Here is a 21,445-nt window from a genome sequence, read left to right as displayed (position 1 = left end):
GCGAATTTTCACCTATCCTCCGCCCCGACGTCACCCCGCCTCTCCTAGCCTTGACGTCGCACAAGGGAACGCAGTACCAGGGGCGCACATGAAGATTCGATCGATCTTCTCGACCGTTCTGTCGGGCGCGGTCGCGGCGCCGTTCGCCGCGTGGGGAGTCGGCGCGGCGGGTGCGGAACCCCATCCGTCGCCGGGAGCCGGAACCGTCGCATCCACGTCGCCCTCGGCACCGCAGGTGGTACCCGGCGCCGAGCCCACCACGACGGTGCCCGGTAACGCTTCGAGCACACCGCCGACGCCCACACCGTCGTCGTCCGAACCCTCGGCGTCCTCCCCGGCGACGAGCAGCAGCACGACTTCGTCACCGCCCACGCCGACGCCTACGGAGCCGACGAGCACCTCGCCCACCCCGGCGCCGATCCCCGTGGGTCCGCACGTCGCCACCGTCACCGACATCGAAGCCCTGGGCAAGCCGACGAGCACCGAGCAACGGTGGTACCGAGCCGGTGGTGGTTATGCGCAACACTTCGAGAGGGGCCTCGCCCTGATCGCCGTGGACGCTTCGGGACGGCCGATTCCGACGATGGGTGGTGTGGTGCTCGCGGCTTTGCGGAGTACTGCAAGGCGCATCCGAACACCGGCTGGCCGGTGAGCCCTCAGATGTCGGACGCGAAGGGTCTCTGGCAGCGGTTCGACTCGCCGAACCACGCGTACCGGGGCGCGCTCATGCGCGCCTCGGCCTCCGCCCCGATCCACGGGGTCGAGTCACGGGTCTACGACTACTACGTCTCGAATCCCGCCGTTCGACAGATGGTTGGGAGCGCGACGGCGTCGTCGTCCGCGGTGAAGGCCTGGACGCGAGTCGGCGGAGGCACCGTTCATCCCTTCGCCGGCGGCTGGGTGACGGTGGCCAACTCAGGTGCGAAGGCCGTGGTGCCGGCGTCGTTCAAGCCGAACACGCGGGTGCCCGGCACGACGAAGTTCGCCTGGGACGGCATGTATGCCCACGGGTGGCCCAAGGGGCTGCCGACCACGCGGTGCGGTGGTGCGGCGATCCTGACGGAGAAGGGCACGGGATACGCGATGGGCGACACCCGGTGGTGCCCGAGTGCGAAATACGCCCAGGCAGAACATGTACGCGAAGGTCTACGGTTTCCCACGCGCGGCCAACCCGGGCACGTCCAACCACGGCTACGGGCGAGCGATGGATCTCCTCGGTAACACGAGCGCGCTGGCTGAAGGGCGCAGTAAGTCTCCGTTCGAGTTCGGGAGCACGGCCGATACATGGCTCACCCTGAACGGCAAGGCCTACGGGTGGGACCGCCCCGAGCACCTGGACAAGAACGGAACGAACCCCGAGTACTGGCACTACAACTGGATCGGCTGAGTTCGAAACGCTCGCTAGCCTGGGCTCCATGCCGCTTCCCCTGCCGATCGCTACCGCGCGCACGACCCTTCGTCCGTTCACCGACAACGACGTCGACGACCTGCTCGACTATCACGCGCGCCCCGGCGTGGCCCGCTATCTGCTCAAGGGGCCGCTCGACCGTGCCGGCGTGATCGCGAAGATCGAGCGGCACAAGACTCAGATCGGGCTCGACACGGACGCCCGAGCCGTGGCCGTCGCCGTCGAGTACGAAGGCTCCGTCGTCGGTGACGTCGGCATCTGGCTTCTTGACGAGACGAACGAACGGGCCGAGATCGGGTGGGTGTTCTCCCCGGAGGTGGCAGGGAAGGGGTTGGCGACCGAGGCTGTGGCGGCCTTCATCGACGCCGTCTTCGCACACTTCCCGCTGCACCGCCTCGAAGCGCAGATGGACGGTCGCAACGATGCCTCCGCGCGCCTGTGTGAGCGCCTCGGGATGACGCGGGAGGCGTACCTGCGCGAGGACTTCTGGTCGAAGGGCGAATGGACCGACACGATCAAGTACGGATTACTCGCCTCCGACCGGACGAAGTAGCCGCAGAAAAGCCGAGTGGCCCGGCACCCGGGGTGGGGGTGTCGGGCCACTCGCGTGGAGCGTTCGGATCAGAACGCAGCTTCGGGGACGTCCATGAGGGCGCCGTCCTCGGCGAGGGTGATGGCCTTCTCCGACGCCATGCGCGGCAGCACCGTGCGCGCGAAGAACTGCGCGGCGGCCACCTTGCCGGTGTAGAAGTCCTCGTCCTTGCCGGCGTCACCCGCGTCGAGACGGGCCTGCGCGACGACGGCGGCCTTGAGCAGCAGCCAGCCGATGACGACGTCGCCCGCAGCCAGCAGCAGGCGCGTCGACGTCAGGCCGACCTTGTAGGCGTCCGTCGGCTTCTCGAGCGAGTTGATCGCAGCGCCGAACATGAACTCGCCCATGTCCTTGAGGTCGGTCGCGGCCTGGCCGAGCAGGCCGGCCTCACGCTGCAGCGAGGCCGGAGCCTCGGAGATCGTGGCCATGATCTGCTTCTGCAGCTCACCGAGTGCGACGCCCTGGTCCTTGACGATCTTGCGGAAGAAGAAGTCGAGGCCCTGAATGGCGGTTGTGCCTTCGTACAGCGTGTCGATCTTCGCGTCACGCACGTACTGCTCGACGGGGTACTCCTTGAGGAAGCCCGAACCGCCGTACGTCTGCAGCGACTCGGTGCCCAGCAGCACCCAGGCGCGCTCCGAGCCGACGCCCTTGACGATGGGCAGCAGCAGGTCGTTGAGGCGAGCTGCCAGCTCTGCCTCGGTGCCCTCTTCGAGCTCGACGGCCGGGTTGCCCTTCTGCGCCTGGTCGACGATGTCCTGCTGGCACGCCGTGTAGACGACGAGCGAGCGCAGACCCTCCGCGTACGCCTTCTGCAGCATGAGGCTGCGACGAACGTCCGGGTGGTGGGTGATCGTGACGCGCGGGGCGTCCTTGGCCGGCGTCGTCATGTCGGCACCCTGGACGCGCTCCTTGGCGTACTCGAGCGCGTTGAGGTAACCGGTCGAGAGCGTCGCGATGGCCTTCGTGCCGACGAACATGCGGGCGTTCTCGATGACCTTGAACATCTGCGCGATGCCGTCGTGGACATCGCCGAGCAGCGTGCCCACGGCCGGGTGCTCGTCACCGAAGGTGACCTCGCAGGTCGTGGAGACCTTGAGGCCCATCTTGTCCTCGACGTTCGTCACGTAGGCGCCGTTGCGCTCGCCGAGCTCACCGGTCTCGAGGTCGACGTGGTACTTCGGGACGATGAAGAGCGACAGGCCCTTCGTGCCGGGGCCTGCGCCCTCGGGGCGGGCCAGGACGAAGTGGACGACGTTGTCGACCATGTCCGACTCGGCCGAGGTGATGAAGCGCTTGACGCCCGTGATGTTCCACGTGCCGTCGTCGTTCTGCGTGGCCTTGGTGCGGCCGGCGCCGACGTCCGAACCGGCGTCGGGCTCGGTGAGCACCATGGTGCAGTGCCAGGCGCCGTCGACGATGTGCTTGGCGAGCTTCTTCTGCTCGTCGTTACCCATGTAGTACAGGAGGGAGGCGAACGCGTAGCTGGCGGAGAACATGTGGACGGCCGGGTTGGCGCCGCAGACGAGCTCGGCGAGCGACCAACGCACCGACGGCGGAACCTTCATGCCCTCGAGCTCGACGGGGGCGTCGAGCATGCCCCAGCCTGCGTCGATGTATGCGGAGTAGGACTTCTTGAACGACTCGGGCATCGTGACCGACTTCGTCGACGGGTCGTAGACCGGCGGGTTGCGGTCGGAGTCGACGAGGCTGGCGCTCAGATCGCCCTCGGCGAGCTTCGCCACCTGGTGGACGATGTCGCGGGCCACGTCCTCGTCGACGTCTTCGTAGATGCCGGTGCCCAGGACGTCCTGGCGGTTGAACACCTCGAAGAGGTTGAACTCGATGTCGCGAACGTTGCTCTTGTAGTGAGTCACGGATCCTCCGCAGCGTGAAAAATGGGTCTCCTGCATTGTGCTACTCGCGAGTAATGCTCGCAACACGGGGTGCGCTTGCCCGTCCCGGGGCCTCGGGTGACGATGGAGGCGTGGGCGAAGCGAAGAGTCGGGTCGAAGCTGCGGTGGAGCGTCTGCGCGCTGCGGGGGAGCGGTTGACGCCGGGGCGCCGTGCCGTCATCGAGGTGTTGGACGCCGATTCGCGCCACCTCGACGCGGAGGCGATCGCGACGGCGGTGGCCGATCTCGAGCCGGGGGTGCACCGGGCGACGATCTACCGCTCGCTCCAGGCTCTCGTCGACGGAGGAATCGTGCGGCACACGCACGTGCCCGGCGGAGCCACGATCTACCACCTCGCGAGCCTCGAGCAGCTGTGCGCGGCGGGCGATGATGCCGCTGAAGATGCCCATTCGGGTCACGCCGGGCACGGTCACGCGCATCTGCAGTGTGTGCGCTGCGAGCGCTTCACGGATGTCGCCGTGGAGGAGTTCACGCCACTCGTGGCGCGGATTCGGGAGCTCACCGGCTTCTCGGTGGACGCGCAACACGCGGCATTGCTCGGGGTGTGCGCCGAATGTGCCGCTCGAAAGGCGGACGAGGACGACGTGTGATGGAGCGGGCGACGGGAATCGAACCCGCGTGTCCAGCTTGGGAAGCTGGCACTCTACCATTGAGCTACGCCCGCACGGCCCCGGATTTCCGGGGCGTTTCGCTACTTTAGCGGGTCGCGGGGACGCGTGCACGCCGACCCTCCGCGCAGTGATCCGTTGCCGTTCTTCGAGCAGACTGCCTCGGGCGCCTGCTCCCGGAACGACGGTCGACTACTGTGTGAGACGTGCTGCTTTCTGACCGGGACATCAAGCGACAGATCGACGACGAGCGGGTCGTGCTCGACCCCTTCGACCCGTCGATGATCCAGCCGTCGAGCATCGACGTTCGTCTCGACCGGTTGTTCCGCCTGTTCGACAACCACAAGTACCCCTTCATCGACCCGGCCGAGGAGCAGCCCGAGCTCACGCGCCTCGTCGAGGTCGAGCCCGACGAGCCGTTCATCCTTCACCCCGGCGAGTTCGTGCTCGGCTCCACGTACGAGACGATCACGCTGCCGGACGACGTCGCGGCGCGAGTCGAAGGAAAGTCGTCGCTGGGCCGCCTCGGTCTGCTCACGCACGCGACCGCCGGCTTCGTCGACCCGGGTTTCTCGGGGCACGTGACCCTCGAGTTGAGCAACGTCGCCACCTTGCCGATCAAGCTGTGGCCGGGCATGAAGATCGGCCAGCTGTGCTTCTTCCAGCTCACCTCGCCCGCCGAGCACCCCTACGGCAGCGCGCAGTACGGCTCGCACTATCAGGGCCAGCGTGGCCCCACCGCCAGCCGCAGCTTCGCCAACTTCCACCACACCACGGTCTGAGCCGTGACGGGCGCCGAGGCGAGTAGCGCGAAGTCGTCGGGCGCTGCGGAAGCGCCGCGCTCCGAACCGGTGCCCGACGCGCCGGCCCGAACGGTCGACGAGAGTGAGTTCGGCGACCGCGTGGCCGACACCCTCGACGACGTGGCCGACTCCCTGCTCACCGACGGCTCGGTCGTGGACGACGACGTTGCCTCCCTCGACGACGAAGCCGTCACCGTCGAGGCGCCCAATCGGCCCGCGACGACGAAGCGCTCCGGCAAGCCGGTCACCGCGAGTCCGGTGCTGTCGTTGCCGCGAGCCAAGCATCCCGAGGCCGTCGCCCTGTTCATCCACGGCGGGGAGGTCAACGCCAGCATCGCCATGTACCGCGGCGACCCGGCCTACCTACGCGTCATCCCCTTCGCCCGCGACGTGGAGCGCCGCAGTCACGGACGGATCGGGGGAGCCGTGCTGCGCCTCGCGGTGCGCGGTTGGAACGAGCCCGAGAAGCCGGCCGTTCAGGACGCCCGGTGGGCGCTGCGTGAGCTGCGCCGCCAATACCCGGGGCTGCCCCTCGCCGTCGTCGGCCACTCGATGGGCGGACGCGTGGCCCTCGACCTCGCCACGAGCGACGAGGGCGATGACCTCGCGGCCGTCGTCGGTCTCGCGCCCTGGGCGAGTGACGAATACGAGGCCGAGCCGTTCGGCACGACGCCGTTCCTCGGTATCCACGGACGCCAGGACACCGTCACCGATCCGGCGGCGACCGCCGATCTCGTCGAGCGCATCACCGCCGCCGGTGGCGACGCACGGTTCGTCGATCTGCCGGGCTGGCACGCCATGCTGTGGCGGCCGATGCGTTGGCACAAGGAGTCGTCGCAGTTCCTCATCGATCACCTACTGCGCAACGGGAGCGGCGCGCCCGACGGACGGTAGGGCTCCGACTTTCCCTGGGGCGGTTGTGAGGGCTTCGTCTCGGAGGACGGATCCACCGTTGCGAGATCGAATGTGTAGGTGCGGGCGTTGCCGGTGAAGAACTTCTCGGTGGATTGCTCGTACTGCGCCACCTGCGATTCGGGATGGCTCCTGACCTGTTCCGAGATGGCCTGGTAGTTGTCCTTGTAGCGCGCCATGCTGTGCGCCTCGAAGTTGTCCGTCGAGCCGTCCGGCGCGGTGAGCGAGCCTGGATCCGTGAACACGACCCGGGTGCGGTTCGGTTCACCGGTTCCGTTGGCGCGCCCGTCGATCCGGTGCACGGGGTCGGCCGAGTTCTCGACGTTGAGCACGGAGGTCTTGTGCGGCACCTTGAGGTGTCCCACCGGCGAGCCGTACGTGACGACGTGCGTGATGTTGATGTCACCCTTCACCTGGTGGCGCGCCATGTTCGTGGCCACCATGCCACCCTGAGAGTGGCCGAGGACGATGACCGGCTCGCCCTTGCCTGCCACGCCTTCCTTCGCCATGGCCTGACGCAGGGCCGTCAGCGCCGCAGCTTCGACCGGACTCTGGCGGCCGGCTGCGGCGTAGAGGTTGCCGTTGCCGTTGAAACCGTTCTTGCCGTTCGGCGCGAACGTCGAGGTGCCCGGCAGGATGAGCGTCCACGCCCCCTGACCCGTTGTCGGATCGACGACGCGTTGCACCTGGATGTGCCCGGCGTTCTCGGGGTTCTTGTAGAGCTCCGGGATACGCCCGGCCGCCTCGCTCACGCTCCGCACCTCCGGTGCCTTAGTCGCCGAGTTCGGGTCGGACGTCAGTCGGGTGCCCACGCGTTTCGGGACGCCTGTGAGAACGATCGTGGCGGCGTGCAGGGCCGTGATGTCCTGGGCGTAGGGGCCGGGCAGCACATCGGAGACGACCTGGACAACCATGTCGATGGCATCGGGTGCCTCGCGTTGGATCGTGGCCAGATCGACGTCTTTGCCCGAGATGGCATCCGCGATGACGTGGTTGAGCTTCAGGCCGGTCATGACGAGGTCGGCGGGGAGGGCTAGCCGGTCGACGAACTGACCCGCGATCAGCTCTGCGTCCTCGTAGGTCTTGACCGAGTAGTCGAGGAACGCCGCCATGATGCTGGCGCGCACCTGCGCGGCCATCAGGCCCTGCTTGCCGATGGTCAGGCCGAGGATGGCCTTCGCACACGCCGCGCTCGTGCCCGGCGACAGGACATCGCCGCGGAAGGGCAGGTTCCACTCGATGGTGAAGACGGTGGAGAAATGACCGTCACACTCGTCGGCGACCGTGCGGAAGGTTGCGGCGGTGAGCCGCAGGTCGGACAGCTTCGCGTCGACGTGCGAGGCGCTCGGGCCGTGGACCTTGAACGAAACGGACGACGACCCGTCGGGCGCTCTCATGACGACACCCCCGCGGCTGCGAGGAGATCGAGGGCGGCCATGACGATGCCGCTGCGCACGTCCTCCCAGGTGGTGGGGACGGGCTCCAGCGGCTGACGCCGGTCGGTCCAGGTGCCCTCGCACCGCTCGGCGAGGGCGTAGACGTGCAGGTCCTCGCCCGCGGTGACGACGGCCGCCACGGCGCACGTCGCGTCCGGCCCAGCCGCCGTGATGTCGTACGTCAGGTGCGCGATGATCTCCTCGACCGCGACGCTCTCGTAGGTTCCGCGCGCCGTGCCGACGTCAAACGTTCCCTCTGCGACGTGACACGTGCGCGTCGTCGACTCGTCACCGACATCCACCCTCACCGACAACTGCGGGCGGGTGCTCGTCTCGACGTTCATCGGGCCGCACCACCCCGGATGGCCTCGGTGGGGATGGGGCGCGAATGCGTGGGCGGGCCAGTGACGGCGTCCACCGCACGGCCGGGCAACCCGACGATCGTCTCGAGCGTGTCGACGCGGGATTCGACGCTCGCGGCGTGCTTATCGATCGTGATGGCGAGGGCATGTGCGTCAGCGCTGCGCTGATCCATGATCCGCGTGAACTCCGTCAGCTTCTGACGGCAGAAGTCGGCCGACGTCGACTTCCAGTGCATCGTCGTGATCTTCGTGCGGGTGTTCGATGCGGTCGTCGACAAAGAGGTGCCGACCGTACGGGCCACCCGCGCCTGGGCCCTGATGTCGTCTGCGAGGCTGCTCATGCCCGCGACGTTACGAAGCGCTCACCGCCTCGTCATGTGCCGCCTCGAGCGGCCTGTGGAAGGGCCCGCCCGGCCCGAGTGATGGAGCCCACAGCCGTCACCTCCTGTGAACGAACACCGGCAACAACGAGGCGTGGCACCCACCGAATCGGTGGGTGCCACGCCTCATGTCAGCCGTGCTGGAGCGATCAGACGGTCTGCTCCGCCTCGTCGTTCTCCTTCTGCTCCTCGCCGCGGCGCACAGCCGCAAGGAGCATGTTGGCGACGTCGACGACCTCGACCTCTTCGCGGGCGTCGCCGTTGCTCTGCTCGGCGGTGAGACCGTCCGTCATCATGACGCGGCAGAACGGGCAGCCGATGGCGATGCGGTCGGCGCCGGTTGCGACGGCTTCCTTCGTGCGGTTGACGTTGATGCGCTGGCCGAGCTTCTCCTCCATCCACATGCGCGCGCCACCGGCGCCGCAGCAGAACGAGGTCATGCCCGAACGTTCCATCTCCTTGTACTCCACACCCGGCAGAGCCCCGATGAGCTCACGCGGCGGCGCGTACACGTTGTTGTGACGGCCGAGGTAGCACGGGTCGTGGTACGTGACGCTCTTGCCCGTGGAGGCAGCACCCGACTTGTCCTTCGGCTGCTTCGCGAACTCCTCCGGAGCAGCCACCGGCGTCAGCTTCTTCTCGCGCACGAGGCGGTTGAGCAGCTGCGTGTGGTGGACGACCTCGAACTCGCCGCCGATCTGCGGGTACTCGTTCTTGATCGTGTTGAAGCAGTGTGCGCAGGTGACGACGATCTTCTTGACGTTCGCGTCGTTGAGCGTCTCGACGTTCTGGCCCGCGAGCATCTGGAACAGGATCTCGTTACCGGCGCGACGAGCCGGGTCACCGGTGCAGCTCTCGCCGTCACCGAGGACGGCGAAGTCAACGCCCGCGGTGTGCAGCAACTCGGCGACGGCACGCGTCGTCTTCTTCGCGCGGTCCTCGTAGGCGCCGGCGCAGCCGACCCAGAACAGCCACTCGACGTCGTCGGCCGACTCGACGTCGGAGCCGATGACCTTGACGTCGAACGGCAGACCCTTGGCCCAGTCGAGGCGCGCACGCGCCGACATGCCCCAGGGGTTCTGCTTGTTCTCGAGGTTCTTGAACAGACCGGCGAGCTCCTGCGGGAACGCGGACTCGATGAGGGTCTGGTAGCGACGCATGTCGACGATGTGATCGACGTGCTCGATGTCGACGGGGCACTGCTCGACGCAGGCGCCACAGGTGGTGCACGACCACAGGACGTCCTGATCGATGACGGCGTCGGGGCCGTGCGGGTTGTACGCCGTCAGCGGGTTCTCGATGTCGTAACCCGTGTCGCCGATGAGGGCCGTCTCGAGGAGGTTGACGTTGCTGTAGTCACCCTTGGGTGCCTCGCCGTCCGTCGTCGCGGGGGCGCTCTTGCCGGCCGCAGCGGCCTGCAGGAACGGCGCCTTGGCCGACGAGTGGTCGCGCAGCGTCATCATGAGCAGCTTGGGCGACAGCGGCTTCTCGGTGTTCCAGGCGGGGCACTGGCTCTGGCAGCGGCCGCACTCGGTGCAGGTGGAGAAGTCGAGCAGGCCCTTCCAGGTGAAGTCCTCGACCTTGCCGACGCCGAAGCTCGTGTCCTCGTCGAAGTCGAGCTCCTCGACGTTCGTCACCGGCTCGCCGTCGACCTTCATCGGCTGCAGCGCGCCGAGCGACGTGCGGCCGTCGGCGTTGCGCTTGAACCAGATGTTGAAGAAGGCGAGGAAGCGGTGCCAGGCGACACCCATCGTCGTGTTGAGGGAGATCGTGATCATCCAGGCCATCGAGATGAGGATCTTGATGGCGGCGACGGCGACGATGAACTGCTCGATGCCCTCACGGCCCATCGATTCCAGCGGCATGCCGAGGAAGAAGGTGAGCGGGAAGTGCAGGGCGCTCGCGTGGTCGTTGTCCGTGACTGCGGCGAGGGCGTACTCGAGGGCACGCAGCGTCAGGATGCAGGCGCCGACGCCGAAGATCGTGAACTCGACGTAGTAGGCCTGCCAGAACGTCGAACCGAAGAAGCGCGACTTGCGTCCGTCCTTACCCGCCGAACGCGCCGGGTGGTGCTTGCGGCGGTTCCAGATGAGCCACAGGATGCCGGCGAAGCCCGTCCACGCCATGAACTCGGTGAGCCACTCGTACGGCGGGAAGTGGCCGATGAGCGGCAGGGCGTAGGCCGGGTCGAAGATCTGGCCGTAGGCGTTGACCAGCGTGAAGAACAGCACGCCGAAGCTGATCATCGTGAACCAGTGGGCGATCGCGACGATCGGCAGGCGCGCCATGCGCGTGTGGCCGAGGAATTCGCGAAGGAGCGTGGCGGTGCGGGCACCCGGTGAATCGGTGCGCTTTTCGGGGGCGCCGAGTCGGAACAGCGACGCCATCCGCATGACCGCTCGCACCAGCAGCGCGACGCCCACGACGGTGATGACGACGCAGATCACTGCGGCGACGATCTGAAGGGCTGACATGCGCCTCAGTCTAAACGGCGTTACCGGCGCGTAACTGCTGGGATGCACCATCACATGTCACCCGGGAATTAGTCAACGCCCTCGTGTGCTAAAGGAAGTGAAGCTCTCGGGGGAAGGTTTCGCGATAACCACACGTTGGTATGCTCATAAGCAGTTCTAATCATCCCGCTCACTCGGATCACACGGAGGTCAGCCCATGCCCATCCTCGACGACGTCACCCAGGCCATCGGCAACACGCCGCTCGTGCGGATCAACCGCATCATCGACTCGGGCGCCACGGTGGCCGCGAAGCTCGAGTTCAACAACCCCGGCGCGTCCGTCAAGGACCGCATCGGCAAGGCGATCATCGAGGCCGCGGAGGCCTCCGGTGAGCTGAAGCCGGGCGGCACGATCGTCGAGGCCACCTCGGGCAACACGGGTATCGCGCTCGCCATGGTCGGCGCTGCGAAGGGCTACGACGTCGTCCTCGCGATGCCGGAGACGATGTCGAAGGAGCGCCGCGCGCTGCTCAAGGGCTTCGGCGCCGAGCTCGTGCTCACCCCGGGCTCGGAGGGCATGAAGGGTGCCGTCGCGAAGGCCGAGGCCATCGCCGAGGAGCGGGGCGCCGTCCTCGCCCGTCAGTTCGCCAACACGGCCAACCCCGAGGTGCACCGCCGCACGACGGCCGAGGAGATCTGGCGCGACACCGACGGAGCCGTCGACATCGTCGTCGCGGGCATCGGCACGGGCGGCACGATCACGGGCGTCGGTGAGGTGCTCAAGGAGCGCAAGCCCGAGGTGCAGATGATCGCCGTCGAGCCGGCCGAGTCGGCCATCCTCAACGGTGGTCAGGCCGGCCCGCACAAGATCCAGGGCCTCGGCGCCAACTTCGTGCCCGAGATCCTCAACCGTGAGATCTACGACGAGGTCATCGACGTCGACGCCGCCACCTCCGTCGAATGGGCGCGCAAGGCCGCCACCGAGGAAGGCCTCCTCACGGGTATCTCCTCGGGCGCCGCGCTCTACGCCGCCTCGCAGGTCGCCGCTCGTCCCGAGAACGAGGGCAAGACGATCGTCGTCATCATCCCGAGCTTCGGTGAGCGCTACCTGTCGACCATCCTGTTCGAGGGCGTGCTCGACGACTGATGTGGGGAAGACGACCGGCCTTGGAGGGGTTGACCCTCAAGGCCGGTCGCTTCACTGGTGACCTGACGAGGAGGAACGGTGGCGAAGAACCCACTCACGCGCGTGCGTGACGCAGGCAAGGCCGTGGCCCGAACCATGGCCGAGGACGTCGACGCTGCGCTGGCGCGCGACCCCGCGGGCGGCTCGCGCCTCGAGATGGCGCTCGCGTCGCCCGGTCTGCACGCCGTGTGGAGCCACCGCGTCACACACGCCATGTGGCAGCGCGGGGGGCGATGGAAGCTGCCCGCGCGCCTCGGCTCGCAGGTGACGCGCGCCGTCACCGGCGTCGAGATCCACCCGGGCGCGACGATCGGTCGCCGCTTCTTCATCGATCACGGCATGGGCGTCGTCATCGGTGAGACGAGCGAGGTCGGCGACGACTGCATGCTCTACAACGGGGTCAACCTCGGTGGGCGCACGCTGGCCAAGGTCAAGCGTCATCCCACGCTCGGTGACGGCGTCACGGTCGGCGCGGGTGCCCGCATCCTCGGGCCCGTCGTCGTCGGCAACGGCGCTCAGGTGGGCGCCAACGCCGTCGTCGTCAAGGACGTCCCGGCCACGGGCGTCGCGGTGGGTGTTCCGGCGAAGGTTCGGGTGCCCCAGGCGCCTGCCGTCGACCCGTTCACGGACCCCGCGCTCTACATCTGAACGCACCCCATCCGACGGTTCACCCCGTCACCTTGGGGTGAACCTCCCGACCAAGGAGGTCATGTGCGCGCACCACGCGTAGCGATCATCGGTGCCGGCCCCGCAGGAATCTACGCGGCCGACATCCTCACCAAGGAGCACGAGAGTGCGACGGTCGACATCTTCGACCGACTTCCGGCTCCGTACGGGCTCGTGCGCTACGGGGTGGCGCCCGATCACCCGCGGATCAAGGAGATCGTCAAGGCGCTGCGGCGGGTGCTCTCGGGGGATCGCATCCGCTTCATCGGCAACGTCGACTACGGCACGGACGTCGACCTCGAGCGTCTGCAGCAGCACTACGACGCGGTGATCTTCTCCACCGGTGCGTCCTCGGACCGCCCGCTCGAGATCCCGGGAATCGACCTTCCGGGCAGCTACGGCGCCGCGGACTTCGTCAGTTGGTACGACGGTCACCCGGACGCCCCGCGCGATTGGCCGCTCACGGCGAAGAGCGTCGCCGTCATCGGTGCCGGCAACGTGGCCCTCGACGTGGCCCGCATGCTCGCCAAGCCCGCGGACGAGCAGCTCACCACGGAGATCCCGGACAACGTCTACCAGGGCCTCGCGCTCAACGAGGCGACGGACGTCCACGTGTTCGCTCGCCGTGGCCCGGCGCAGCTGAAGTTCACGCCGATGGAGTTCCGCGAGCTGTCGCACTCGCCGAGCGTCGACGTCATCGTCGAGCCGGAGGGCTTCGAGATCGACGAGGCCGGCCAGGCGGCGATCAACGCGAGCAAGTCGACGAAGCTCGTCGTCAACACATTGCTCAAGTACCTCGACACCGAGCCCACCGGGGCGCCGCACCGCATCCACATCCACCTCTGCCAGGCGCCGGTCGAGGTGCTCGGTGAGGATGCCGTGACGGGGTTGCGCACCGAGCGCACCGAGTTCGTCGGCGACGGCAACGTGCGCGGCACGGGGGAGACGATCGACTGGGACGTGCAGGCCGTGTACCGCGCCGTCGGGTACTACTCGTCGCCGCTGCAGAACCTGCCCTTCGACGACGCCCGCGGCGTCGTGCCGAACGAGGCCGGCCGCGTGCTCGACCAGTCCGGAGAGCCGATTGCAGCGACGTACGTGACGGGCTGGATCAAGCGCGGCCCTGTGGGCCTCATCGGCCACACGAAGTCGGACGCGTCGGAGACGATCCGTTGCCTGCTCGAGGACCTGCCGTCGCTCGTGGCGCCGGCCGTCGACGACGAGGACGCGCTGTTGCGTCACCTGCTCGACAGCGGTGTCGACGTGACGCTGTGGGACGACTGGGAGCGCTTGGACGCGCAGGAGATCGCCCTCGGCGCGGGCGCGGGCCGCGAGCGCGTGAAGATCGTTTCGCGCGAGGACATGATCGCGGCCGGTCGCGCGCACGCGGAGCAGGTGGCTTCCTGACCCGAGTTCATCGTCAGGTCCGACGTTCGAGCATGACGAAGGGCCCGCGCCGTGTCGGCGCGGGCCCTTCGTGTGTCAGGCGTTGGGTCAGCCCTTGGCAGCAGCCTTGAGCTTGGAGCCTGCCGTGACCTTGGCGGCGTAGCCGGCCGGGATCTCGATCTCGGCGCCCGTCTGCGGGTTGCGGCCCGTGCGGGCGGCGCGCTCGACGCGCTCGATCGTGAGCAGACCCGGGAGCTGGATCTTCTCGCCGCGGCCGACGGCCTCGATGATGACGTCATTCAGGCCGGCGATGACGGCGGAGGCGTCCTTGACGCTGACGCCGGTGCGCTGGGCGATGGTGCTGGCAAGATCACTGCGGTTCATGGATGAATCCTCTTCTCTAACCTGTCGCAGCCAGAACGGTGCCCCGAAGGCGCCGCGTTAGGCCGCGTTGTCTGCGAATCTACGCGATGCGCCGCGAAATGTCGCGCCCGAAGGGGTGAAAGACCGGCTCGGAGTGCTTCACGACGCGTCGCAGTCGGAATTTGGGCGTACGACCCGAAAGGTCAGGGAAGCTTCTCGCCGCCCGGGCCGAAACCGCTCGTGTCGGCGTGGAGTTCGCCGTCCTCGCCGCGGTGGATGGTCTCCGGCAGGTCCTTGTCGCCGCGGTTCGCGACGGCGTCCTTGGCGTCGCCCGCCTTGGCGGCAGCAGCCTGGCCCGCGTTCTTGCCCGCGTCGGCAGCCTTTTGGCCGACGGCAGCAGCGACGGCGGGGGCCTTCGTCTTGACCTGCTCGGTTGCGGCGGTGACCTTCTCCTGGACCGCCGGGTTCTGCCAGGCCTTGTCGGCCTGCTTCTTGATCTGCTCGTAGCGCTTCTCCCCGGCGCGCGTACCGAGGACGTAGCCGACGACGCCGCCGGCGAGGAAGGAGATCTTGCCCATGATGTGGCTCCATGTCATGTGAACGGACAACTTCCCGTCGAGCCTACCCAATCTGCGTTGGCGCGCCAGTGCCTTACGATGGTTTCTCGTTGCGCGGTTGCCGTGCGACGCCTGGGTTCGGCCCTGCTGGGAGCGTCGACGACGATGCGCTCGACGGGTCGTTGCCCGTGGTGTTCGCGGTTGGTGCAGCGACGAGGAGGGCTCGCATAGTGGCCGAGTGCACCGGTCTTGAAAACCGGAGTTGGGAAACCAACCGTGGGTTCAAATCCCACGCCCTCCGCAGATGAGTAGGACCCCGCCGGATCGGCGATGAAGTCGCCCGGCGGGGGTCCTACTTCTCTGCGGCATGACAGGTTGGGGATTTGGGAGGGGCGACGCGCGAGTGAGCGGTAGCGAGCCCGCGCGGCGCGACGGTTCCCACGCCCTCCCTCCTAACGGTGCAGAGCGACCCAACTGCGATTTTCGTCCACAACGATCGGCCGACTGTTGCTCCTGCACACCGTGGGTGCTTGGGTGGCATGAGGGCCCCATTCGTCGGGGCTGACGGTCCACATCAGGGAGCGCTGAAATGCTCGACGACACCCAGGACACAGGCGCCCGCACCAACACCACGCATCACGCCGGCGCCGGCGCCTACCCGTCCGGCATCCAGGGCGACGGTGTTCACGACAACACCCACCCGCCATACCCACGCGACGGCGCTCGTCGGACCACTACCCGCGACGCCGGTGCCCGCACGTCAGGCGCCGACGCCGACGTCAGGGCCGCCGGTGGACTCGACCCTGCAGGTGTGATCGTCGCCCAGGCGAACGAGGCGCCCACCGCAGAACGCCCCGTCGAGGGCGTCGTTCAGGTTCTCTCACCCCGCCAGGTTCCGCTCGGCGGGCTGCGTGCCCTCGAGGTGCGACGCACCCTGCCGCACCGCGACCGCTCGTTCGTCGGGGCGTGGTGCTTCGTCGACCACTACGGCCCGGAACGCGGCGTCGGCATGGACGTGCCGCCGCACCCCCACACCGGGCTGCAGACGGTCTCGAGGTTGTTCGAGGGCGCCATCGAACACCATGATTCTGGTGGCGCGCACGCCGTCATCCGCCCGGCGAGGTCAACCTCATGACGAGCGGCCGCGGCATCGTCCACTCCGAGGTCTCGACGCCCGGCACCGAGACGCTGCACGGCGTCCAGCTCTGGGTGGCACTGCCCGACGTGACCCGCGACGGCGCCCGCGCGTTCGAGCATCACGCGCCCGAGTGCGTGCCGCTAGCGAGCGGATGAATCGGGCAGCGAGCGGATCGTCGCCGACGAACTCCTGCGCGCCACCGGCCGTCGCCCGCGCCTCGACGACATCGGTCTCGACGCGGTCGGCGTCAACGCGGACGATTTGCGCGCCGGGCGCCTGCCGACCTGGCTGCACGCCATCGGTGACGCCGGCGGCGGCGCGCCGCTGACACACATGGGCAAGTACGAGGCGCGCGTGCTCGGCGCCCGACTCGCCGGCGCGCACGAGACGCCGCCGCCGCGTGACGTTCCCGTCCCTCAGGTCGTGTTCACGGACCCGCAGGTCGCGGCGGTCGGCTAGAGCGAGGCTCAGGCGCGCGAAGCGGGGCATGACGTCGTCACCGTCGCGGTGCCGTTCGCGAGCGCCGCGGGCACGGCTCTGCTGCGTGACGACGGTGTGGGGAGCGCCAAGATCGTCGTCGACCGTGCGACCGGGTGCCTGCTCGGCGCGACGTTCGTCGGCCACGAGACGGCCGAACTCGTCCACGCGGCGACGGTCGCCATCGTCGGCCAGGTGCCGATCGGCGTCCTTCGGCACGCGGTGCCGAGCTACCCGACGTCGTCGGAGCTCTGGCTGCGCCTGCTCGAGGAGCTGCCGACGAACCTGCGCTGGCGCGTGACGACGGGGCGCTCGGGGGCATGACGCACGCCCTGTCGAGTACGCTCGAAGGGGCGGTTGCGTCGTACATCACAGGGGCGTGGCACTCCGTTGCGCAGGGGGCGAGACAGAATTGCGTCATCTTGAGTTGACTCAAAAAAACGCCTCGACCGCCCGCTGGAGGACACATGTCGCATTCCACCCGCCGCGCCGTCGCTCGGGGCGCCGCCTGGAGCATCCCCGCCATTGCCGTCGCTAGCGCGGCTCCGGCAATGGCGGCGGACCCGTGTTCGCAGATCATCAAGGGCCGTCCGCTGCCTGCGTCGGCGTTCTTCGCGTTCAACACGAGCGCCGGTGGCACGATGAACCTGACGAACGGCAAGAGCTACGCGTTGACGGGCGGCACCGGCGTCGCGGGCTCCGGTACAGCCGGCACGCCGAACGGCGGCTGTAGTGGTCCTGCCAGTTCAACAGCCCAGGACTGCAACACGTACATCGGCATCTCACTCACGAACTCCTCCGGCACGAGCAGCGCCAACCCGGCCCCCGTGTCGCTCAGTGACCTCGTGACTGTCGACGGCTAGGGCACGACAACCGTGACGCTCAACGTCGCGTCCTTTATCAAGGACGGCACCAAATGGGCGGGGTCGGGCGTCACGTTCTCCTGACCATCGGAGCGCAGTGTCGGCGCACAACGCCTCCCCACCCAAGGATGTTGCGTCATGAACGCGCGCTATTTCGCGTGGTCGTGACACACCATGGGCCATCTCGATGCTCATTCTGCTCGGAGCGCCTGAGCCCCGACGGGGCCTGAACGGCCGCCTGTTTCACCACTTTCGCTGACCGGGCCGGTGCGACGTCAGCGCCTCAGCGCACCCGGTAGTCGATGGGTTTGCAGACGCCGGCGTTCGATTTCTCGGCCGAGCAGGCCGTCAGCCCGACGAACAGGTCGGCTTCGGCGCGGATGGCGAAGACGTCACCCGCCTGCGTCGGCGGCGGGTCGATGTGCAGTTCACCGTCGGGGCTCGTCCACACGTCCATGAAGATGTTGAGCGTCGTGCCGATGTGGTCGGGCGCGACGCCGACGGGTTCGAGCGCGCCGCACAGGTTCGCGAAGCAACTCGGGTGCGGGGCGCCGTCGAACTCGGGGTAGAGGATGTCGAACGTCTGCTGGCTGCACGGCGTCACCGTCATGTCGTGGATGCCCACCGAGTCCGCGACGATCGTCGCCATGACGCTGCTGCGGTTGCTCCACAACCGGTGCCCCGTCGATGGGTACAACGTGTTGTTGTAGTCGACGGTGCGCCCCGCCGAGAAGCACTCGGCGATGTCGCCCTGCATGACGGCGTAGAAGTCGCTCACCTGCTCACCGCACGGGTCGACGACCTCGAGCACCTGGCCGGCCGCCAGCGGCACGAGCACCCCCGTCTGCGGGGCGATGCGCGACCAACCGTCGGCGGGAGCTTCGGGGCCGCCCGCGTACGGCGGCCGCGGCGTCGGCGGGTGGGGGGATCGCGGGCGTCGCGGGTCAGTCATCAGAATTCTCCTTCGAAGGGCGCGCGGTGAACGGGGCACGCCAGTCGTCCTCCACGTGCCGCCCAGAGTACTGACGCGCCTCCGACGAGCGTCCATGATCGGTGACGACCGGATTGATCGAACCCTGCAACGCAGCATCGCGGCGGCGGATCGCGTCGCGCATCCGGTCGAAGCCGCCGTCAGCTCGCAGCTGCTCGAACTGATCGTGCAGGTTGAACACGACCGTCGTCAGCGGAGCACGGCGCGCGATGCGCGAGGCCTGCGGATGCAACCCGACGAGGAAGAACGGCACGCCGCCGAGGCTGAAACTGAAGTGCGGTGACGTCGTGTCGGGCGACACGCGCTCGGCCCACGGCGCGTCGTCACGATCGTGCAATCGCTGCAGCATGCCCCACAGGAGGTTCTCGAACTCCCGCTCGTCACCCGCCCGCGGGCGACGGAAGACGGCGATGAACGAGCCGAACTCGCGCGGGCCACGCTCGATCGCGGCGAAGTCAGCCAGCTCAGCGCTGAGCGTTGAGAGACACGCGTCATCGGTCATGTCGTCGAAGACGCGGACGAGCGCGCCGTCGCGTTTCAGCGCCGAACGCGCTCCGAGGCACGGAAACCGAGGGTGCTCGATCATCGCGCCGATGACGTCGCGGATGGTTGCCTCGTCCGCGCCCTCGAGGCCCGCGTCGGCTTGTTCGGCGAGCCACTCGGCGAGGTCACGGGCCTGCGACTCGTCGTCATCGGTTGGGTGCGTCGACGAGCCGGATGATGAGGTGGGGGCCGCGGCTGGCGGCCAGTGATCGTCAGACACATGACCACCGTAGCCGCGCGCCAGACCCCACAACACGGCTTGAGGGCGCGTCTGCACGTCCATCGCGCGGTAGGCGCCTCTGATGTGCGACTCGATGCTGTTGACGCTCAGGTGCAGGCGCTCGGCGATCTGCGCGTTCGGCATGCCCGAGCAGATGAGATCGACGATCTGCGCCTGACGTGCGGTCAGCCCGTCGGAGGGGACGGTCTGCCGCGCGTCCGTGGGGGAGGGTCGAAGCACCGCGGGGCGGACGATTCGACCCGCGACCACGTCATCGACCCCGGCGCGCAGATCGGCGGCGCTCGCCGACCGTCCGACGACTCCCGACGCGCCGCGCGCGAGGAGCCGGCTGATGGCGGCATCGTCGGTGTGCAGCGACGACACGAGCAGCTTCGTCGTCGGGTTCGCGGCGTGCAGCGCGCGCAGTTGATCCCAGGCGTTGCGGTTGGGTTCGTTCCACTCGAGCACGGCGACGTCGGCATCGAGCGCGAAATCGGCGCGCAGGCCCGGGCCACGCACGAGCACGAGGCGTGTCGCGACGCCGAACGCGTCGAGAGCCGCCATCGCGCCGCATCCGAACAGCTCGCTACGTGCGACGACGGCGACCGTGAGGCGGGGCACAGCTCTCCTTCGAGCGATCCGACGATCAAGGGTCGTGAGGTGTCGGTGGTGATGAAAAATGTTGTCGCTCACCGTGTTTCGCGCCACACCCGCAAGGAGGTGAAGCGTCGGCTGCCTGATGGACCGCCGGTGCGCGGCGCCATGCTGGAAAGTGGTGAGCGCGTCAGGACCGGCCGTCGACGTGCAGTCCGCGCGCGACGCCCCACAGCACCGCCTCGCTGCGGGAGGCGACGCCCATGGTGCGGTAGGCGGAGCGGATGTAGCTCTTGAGCGTGTTGAGGGAGACGTTGAGTTCGTTCGCGATCGCGCCGTTGGGCAGGCCGCGGCAGATGAGCGTGACGGCCTGCGCCTCTCGCTCGGTGAGCCCCTCGGCGCGCCCGGGCCACCAGTCGTCACCCAGCTCGACGGGGAACGCGGGGTCGACGACGCGCTCGCCGCGGGCGACGCGTTCGAGTGCGGTGACGAGCTCGTCGGCCGTCGCGTGCTTCGTCAGTATGCCCGCGACGCCGAAGTCGGTGAGCGCGCCGACGTGCGCCTGCGGAGGGTCGTTGGTGTAGACGACGAGGCGCGTGACGGTGGCTGTGTCGCGCAGGCGCGCCAGCGTCGCCCACCCCGGCTCGGGGGCGGCGAAGCAGTCGAGAGCGCGACGTCGGTGAGTTCGGTGGGTACGCCGCGGCTGCACGTCGCCTCGACGCGTGCAGTGTAGGGCGAGAGGAGTGCCTGAAAACCGGCCATGACGAGGGCGTCGTCGTCGACGAGGGTGACGCGCAATGCGCGGGGTGCGGGCGCGCCCCTCGACTCCTCACCCGTCGCCAGACGGAGGTGTGCGGCTCCATCGGTGCTCGGGTGGGACGACATGCGGATACCTTGCCAACATGTTGCGACACAAGGAAATTAACCATGACGAAATTCCGACATCGACCGTGTTGCGTGGGGCTGGTCGCGCGCACGGTGACCTCCTAGGCTGACGCTGGCACCCGTTCTCGCAGACCTGCAGGAGGTCGATCATGGAATCGCGCGACAAGTTCGTCACCAGCTACGTCGCTCATCACTGGGCCGCATCGAAGGGTGGGCTCGACCTGTTCGAGCGCGCGTCGCGCTCGCAGAGTTCGGCGCGCACGCGGAAGGTGCTCGCGACGCTGACGCGGGAGATCGCCGAGGACCGCGCACGCCTGCGCGTCATGGCCGACGCGCTCGGGGTGGGTGAGGCGCGGCTCGCGCAGCTCGCGCTGAGCGTCGGCGAGACCGTCAGCCGCGTGAAACTCAACGGCCGCTTCGTGCGCCGCTCCCCGCTGAGCGACGTGCTCGAACTCGAGGCGCTGCTGTCGGCCGTTCGTGGCAAGCGGGCCGGCTGGGAGGGCCTGCGCGTGCTCGCGACCGACGATGCGCGCATCGACGTCGCCGAACTCGACGACCTCATCGTGCGCGCTGACAGCCAGCTCGAACGCCTCGTCGCCGCCCACGCCGAAGCGGCCGCGACGCTGCGCTGAACTGACATTCGCTACGCTCCGCTGGTGAGCCGTCGGACGAGTCGCCCCGCTGGACCGCTCGGGCGCCTCGCCTT

The 21,445-nt window shown here is 68.3% G+C and carries 23 protein-coding genes, 2 tRNA genes and 1 pseudogene; 14 read left to right on the top strand and 12 right to left on the bottom strand.

The features are described 5' to 3' along the window. Nucleotides 1–30: 30 nt before the first annotated feature. The gene (locus tag H7F30_RS01325) at nucleotides 31–408 is read right to left on the bottom strand and encodes a hypothetical protein (RefSeq protein WP_052946808.1); all 378 of its coding nucleotides are present in this window, start codon (nucleotides 406–408) and stop codon (nucleotides 31–33) included. A gap of 724 nt (nucleotides 409–1,132) precedes the next feature. Between H7F30_RS01325 and H7F30_RS01320 the strand changes: the two genes are divergently transcribed. Both H7F30_RS01320 and H7F30_RS01315 read left to right on the top strand, forming a co-directional pair. Continuing rightward, a complete protein-coding gene (locus H7F30_RS01320; RefSeq protein ID WP_187036224.1) occupies nucleotides 1,133–1,387 on the top strand; it encodes a D-alanyl-D-alanine carboxypeptidase family protein in 255 nt (84 codons plus the stop codon). 28 nt (nucleotides 1,388–1,415) lie between these two features. Beyond that, nucleotides 1,416–1,961 (top strand): GNAT family N-acetyltransferase, encoded by a 546-nt coding sequence (locus H7F30_RS01315; RefSeq protein ID WP_129666490.1) that lies wholly within the window; start codon nucleotides 1,416–1,418, stop codon nucleotides 1,959–1,961. Nucleotides 1,962–2,029: 68 nt separating this feature from the next. On the opposite strand, the gene H7F30_RS01310 is transcribed toward H7F30_RS01315, so the two are convergent. After that, nucleotides 2,030–3,877, bottom strand: coding sequence for an acyl-CoA dehydrogenase (locus tag H7F30_RS01310; protein WP_187036223.1), 1,848 nt, complete (start codon nucleotides 3,875–3,877; stop codon nucleotides 2,030–2,032). 110 nt (nucleotides 3,878–3,987) lie between these two features. Here H7F30_RS01310 and H7F30_RS01305 point away from each other — a divergent pair, with 110 nt between their 5' ends. Continuing rightward, nucleotides 3,988–4,506, top strand: a complete 519-nt coding sequence (locus tag H7F30_RS01305) for a Fur family transcriptional regulator (protein WP_255464916.1) — start codon at nucleotides 3,988–3,990, stop codon at nucleotides 4,504–4,506. On the opposite strand, the gene H7F30_RS01300 is transcribed toward H7F30_RS01305, so the two are convergent. After that, nucleotides 4,507–4,580: transfer RNA gene (locus H7F30_RS01300), tRNA-Gly, on the bottom strand. Between the two features lie 150 nt (nucleotides 4,581–4,730). Between H7F30_RS01300 and dcd the strand changes: the two genes are divergently transcribed. After that, entirely contained in the window at nucleotides 4,731–5,306 is a 576-nt protein-coding gene (gene dcd, locus H7F30_RS01295) for a dCTP deaminase (protein WP_047310613.1), read from the top strand. A 3-nt stretch (nucleotides 5,307–5,309) separates the two neighbouring features. Further along, the gene (locus H7F30_RS01290; RefSeq protein ID WP_129666494.1) at nucleotides 5,310–6,221 is read left to right on the top strand and encodes a dienelactone hydrolase family protein; all 912 of its coding nucleotides are present in this window, start codon (nucleotides 5,310–5,312) and stop codon (nucleotides 6,219–6,221) included. Here the strand turns inward: H7F30_RS01290 and H7F30_RS01285 are convergent. The 4 genes from H7F30_RS01285 to H7F30_RS01270 all read right to left on the bottom strand — a co-directional run bounded on the left by H7F30_RS01285 (nucleotide 6,179) and on the right by H7F30_RS01270 (nucleotide 10,891). After that, nucleotides 6,179–7,636 carry a hypothetical protein gene (locus H7F30_RS01285; protein WP_187036221.1) on the bottom strand — a complete coding sequence of 486 codons (1,458 nt, stop codon included), beginning with the start codon at nucleotides 7,634–7,636 and terminating at the stop codon, nucleotides 6,179–6,181. The two genes, H7F30_RS01290 and H7F30_RS01285, sit on opposite strands and share 43 nt — an antisense overlap. Next, complete coding sequence (locus H7F30_RS01280; protein ID WP_187036220.1) at nucleotides 7,633–8,019, bottom strand: hypothetical protein; 387 nt, start codon at nucleotides 8,017–8,019, stop codon at nucleotides 7,633–7,635. Before H7F30_RS01280 ends, H7F30_RS01285 begins: the two co-directional genes overlap by 4 nt. Then, nucleotides 8,016–8,378, bottom strand: a complete 363-nt coding sequence (locus H7F30_RS01275; protein WP_047310610.1) for a hypothetical protein — start codon at nucleotides 8,376–8,378, stop codon at nucleotides 8,016–8,018. Before H7F30_RS01275 ends, H7F30_RS01280 begins: the two co-directional genes overlap by 4 nt. 188 nt (nucleotides 8,379–8,566) lie before the next feature. Next, entirely contained in the window at nucleotides 8,567–10,891 is a 2,325-nt protein-coding gene (locus tag H7F30_RS01270) for a (Fe-S)-binding protein (RefSeq protein WP_187036219.1), read from the bottom strand. A 196-nt stretch (nucleotides 10,892–11,087) separates the two neighbouring features. Here H7F30_RS01270 and cysK point away from each other — a divergent pair, with 196 nt between their 5' ends. The 3 genes from cysK to H7F30_RS01255 all read left to right on the top strand — a co-directional run bounded on the left by cysK (nucleotide 11,088) and on the right by H7F30_RS01255 (nucleotide 14,129). Beyond that, nucleotides 11,088–12,017, top strand: a complete 930-nt coding sequence (gene cysK / locus H7F30_RS01265) for a cysteine synthase A (RefSeq protein ID WP_047310608.1) — start codon at nucleotides 11,088–11,090, stop codon at nucleotides 12,015–12,017. Between the two features lie 135 nt (nucleotides 12,018–12,152). Further along, nucleotides 12,153–12,704, top strand: a complete 552-nt coding sequence (epsC, locus tag H7F30_RS01260) for a serine O-acetyltransferase EpsC (protein ID WP_187037782.1) — start codon at nucleotides 12,153–12,155, stop codon at nucleotides 12,702–12,704. Between the two features lie 63 nt (nucleotides 12,705–12,767). Next, nucleotides 12,768–14,129, top strand: coding sequence for an FAD-dependent oxidoreductase (locus tag H7F30_RS01255; RefSeq protein ID WP_187036217.1), 1,362 nt, complete (start codon nucleotides 12,768–12,770; stop codon nucleotides 14,127–14,129). An 87-nt stretch (nucleotides 14,130–14,216) separates the two neighbouring features. Here the strand turns inward: H7F30_RS01255 and H7F30_RS01250 are convergent, their stop codons facing one another. Together H7F30_RS01250 and H7F30_RS01245 are read right to left on the bottom strand one after the other, a co-directional pair. Further along, a complete protein-coding gene (locus H7F30_RS01250) occupies nucleotides 14,217–14,492 on the bottom strand; it encodes an HU family DNA-binding protein (protein WP_047310606.1) in 276 nt (91 codons plus the stop codon). 182 nt (nucleotides 14,493–14,674) lie between these two features. Continuing rightward, nucleotides 14,675–15,049: a YtxH domain-containing protein gene (locus H7F30_RS01245; RefSeq protein ID WP_052946805.1), complete on the bottom strand. Its 375-nt coding sequence runs from the start codon at nucleotides 15,047–15,049 to the stop codon at nucleotides 14,675–14,677. 195 nt (nucleotides 15,050–15,244) lie between these two features. Between H7F30_RS01245 and H7F30_RS01240 the strand changes: the two genes are divergently transcribed. The 5 genes and pseudogenes from H7F30_RS01240 to H7F30_RS01225 all read left to right on the top strand — a co-directional run bounded on the left by H7F30_RS01240 (nucleotide 15,245) and on the right by H7F30_RS01225 (nucleotide 17,506). Continuing rightward, nucleotides 15,245–15,329 (top strand) — tRNA-Ser (locus tag H7F30_RS01240). A 288-nt stretch (nucleotides 15,330–15,617) separates the two neighbouring features. Next, nucleotides 15,618–16,318: pseudogene (locus H7F30_RS01235) on the top strand (pirin family protein); the annotation flags it as partial. Nucleotides 16,319–16,427: 109 nt separating this feature from the next. Beyond that, nucleotides 16,428–16,625, top strand: a complete 198-nt coding sequence (locus H7F30_RS15025) for a hypothetical protein (RefSeq protein WP_370562778.1) — start codon at nucleotides 16,428–16,430, stop codon at nucleotides 16,623–16,625. Between the two features lie 48 nt (nucleotides 16,626–16,673). Next, complete coding sequence (locus tag H7F30_RS15020; RefSeq protein ID WP_370562776.1) at nucleotides 16,674–16,967, top strand: hypothetical protein; 294 nt, start codon at nucleotides 16,674–16,676, stop codon at nucleotides 16,965–16,967. Nucleotides 16,968–17,110: 143 nt separating this feature from the next. After that, nucleotides 17,111–17,506, top strand: coding sequence for a hypothetical protein (locus H7F30_RS01225; protein ID WP_187036215.1), 396 nt, complete (start codon nucleotides 17,111–17,113; stop codon nucleotides 17,504–17,506). Nucleotides 17,507–17,789: 283 nt separating this feature from the next. On the opposite strand, the gene H7F30_RS01220 is transcribed toward H7F30_RS01225, so the two are convergent. From H7F30_RS01220 to H7F30_RS01210, 3 genes are all read right to left on the bottom strand, one after another. Then, nucleotides 17,790–18,458, bottom strand: a complete 669-nt coding sequence (locus tag H7F30_RS01220) for a DUF1989 domain-containing protein (protein WP_129666504.1) — start codon at nucleotides 18,456–18,458, stop codon at nucleotides 17,790–17,792. Next, nucleotides 18,451–19,881 carry a guanitoxin biosynthesis heme-dependent pre-guanitoxin N-hydroxylase GntA gene (gene gntA / locus H7F30_RS01215; protein ID WP_187036213.1) on the bottom strand — a complete coding sequence of 477 codons (1,431 nt, stop codon included), beginning with the start codon at nucleotides 19,879–19,881 and terminating at the stop codon, nucleotides 18,451–18,453. Before gntA ends, H7F30_RS01220 begins: the two co-directional genes overlap by 8 nt. 163 nt (nucleotides 19,882–20,044) lie before the next feature. After that, entirely contained in the window at nucleotides 20,045–20,563 is a 519-nt protein-coding gene (locus H7F30_RS01210) for a response regulator transcription factor (RefSeq protein ID WP_187036211.1), read from the bottom strand. A 325-nt stretch (nucleotides 20,564–20,888) separates the two neighbouring features. Between H7F30_RS01210 and H7F30_RS01205 the strand changes: the two genes are divergently transcribed. Beyond that, on the top strand, nucleotides 20,889–21,371 hold the full coding sequence (locus tag H7F30_RS01205; RefSeq protein WP_047310604.1) for a hypothetical protein: 483 nt from the start codon (nucleotides 20,889–20,891) through the stop codon (nucleotides 21,369–21,371). Nucleotides 21,372–21,445: the final 74 nt, after the last annotated feature.

Source organism: Dermacoccus sp. PAMC28757 (genome assembly GCF_014302635.1).
In the GTDB taxonomy this organism is placed as follows: Bacteria; Actinomycetota; Actinomycetes; order Actinomycetales; family Dermatophilaceae; genus Dermacoccus; species Dermacoccus abyssi.
This window is presented reverse-complemented; position numbering and strand designations above follow the sequence as displayed.

What these genes read in the sequence shown, in the direction of transcription:
- H7F30_RS01220 (WP_129666504.1), bottom strand. Translation starts at nt 18,458, where the DNA reads ATGACTGACCCGCGACGCCCGCGATCCCCCCACCCGCCGACGCCGCGG.
- H7F30_RS01205 (WP_047310604.1), top strand. Translation starts at nt 20,889, where the DNA reads ATGGAATCGCGCGACAAGTTCGTCACCAGCTACGTCGCTCATCACTGG.
- H7F30_RS01270 (WP_187036219.1), bottom strand. Translation starts at nt 10,891, where the DNA reads ATGTCAGCCCTTCAGATCGTCGCCGCAGTGATCTGCGTCGTCATCACC.
- H7F30_RS01225 (WP_187036215.1), top strand. Translation starts at nt 17,111, where the DNA reads ATGTCGCATTCCACCCGCCGCGCCGTCGCTCGGGGCGCCGCCTGGAGC.
- H7F30_RS01250 (WP_047310606.1), bottom strand. Translation starts at nt 14,492, where the DNA reads ATGAACCGCAGTGATCTTGCCAGCACCATCGCCCAGCGCACCGGCGTC.
- cysK (WP_047310608.1), top strand. Translation starts at nt 11,088, where the DNA reads ATGCCCATCCTCGACGACGTCACCCAGGCCATCGGCAACACGCCGCTC.
- H7F30_RS01280 (WP_187036220.1), bottom strand. Translation starts at nt 8,019, where the DNA reads ATGAACGTCGAGACGAGCACCCGCCCGCAGTTGTCGGTGAGGGTGGAT.
- H7F30_RS01285 (WP_187036221.1), bottom strand. Translation starts at nt 7,636, where the DNA reads ATGAGAGCGCCCGACGGGTCGTCGTCCGTTTCGTTCAAGGTCCACGGC.
- H7F30_RS01320 (WP_187036224.1), top strand. Translation starts at nt 1,133, where the DNA reads ATGTACGCGAAGGTCTACGGTTTCCCACGCGCGGCCAACCCGGGCACG.
- H7F30_RS01275 (WP_047310610.1), bottom strand. Translation starts at nt 8,378, where the DNA reads ATGAGCAGCCTCGCAGACGACATCAGGGCCCAGGCGCGGGTGGCCCGT.
- H7F30_RS01245 (WP_052946805.1), bottom strand. Translation starts at nt 15,049, where the DNA reads ATGGGCAAGATCTCCTTCCTCGCCGGCGGCGTCGTCGGCTACGTCCTC.
- H7F30_RS01315 (WP_129666490.1), top strand. Translation starts at nt 1,416, where the DNA reads ATGCCGCTTCCCCTGCCGATCGCTACCGCGCGCACGACCCTTCGTCCG.
- epsC (WP_187037782.1), top strand. Translation starts at nt 12,153, where the DNA reads ATGGCCGAGGACGTCGACGCTGCGCTGGCGCGCGACCCCGCGGGCGGC.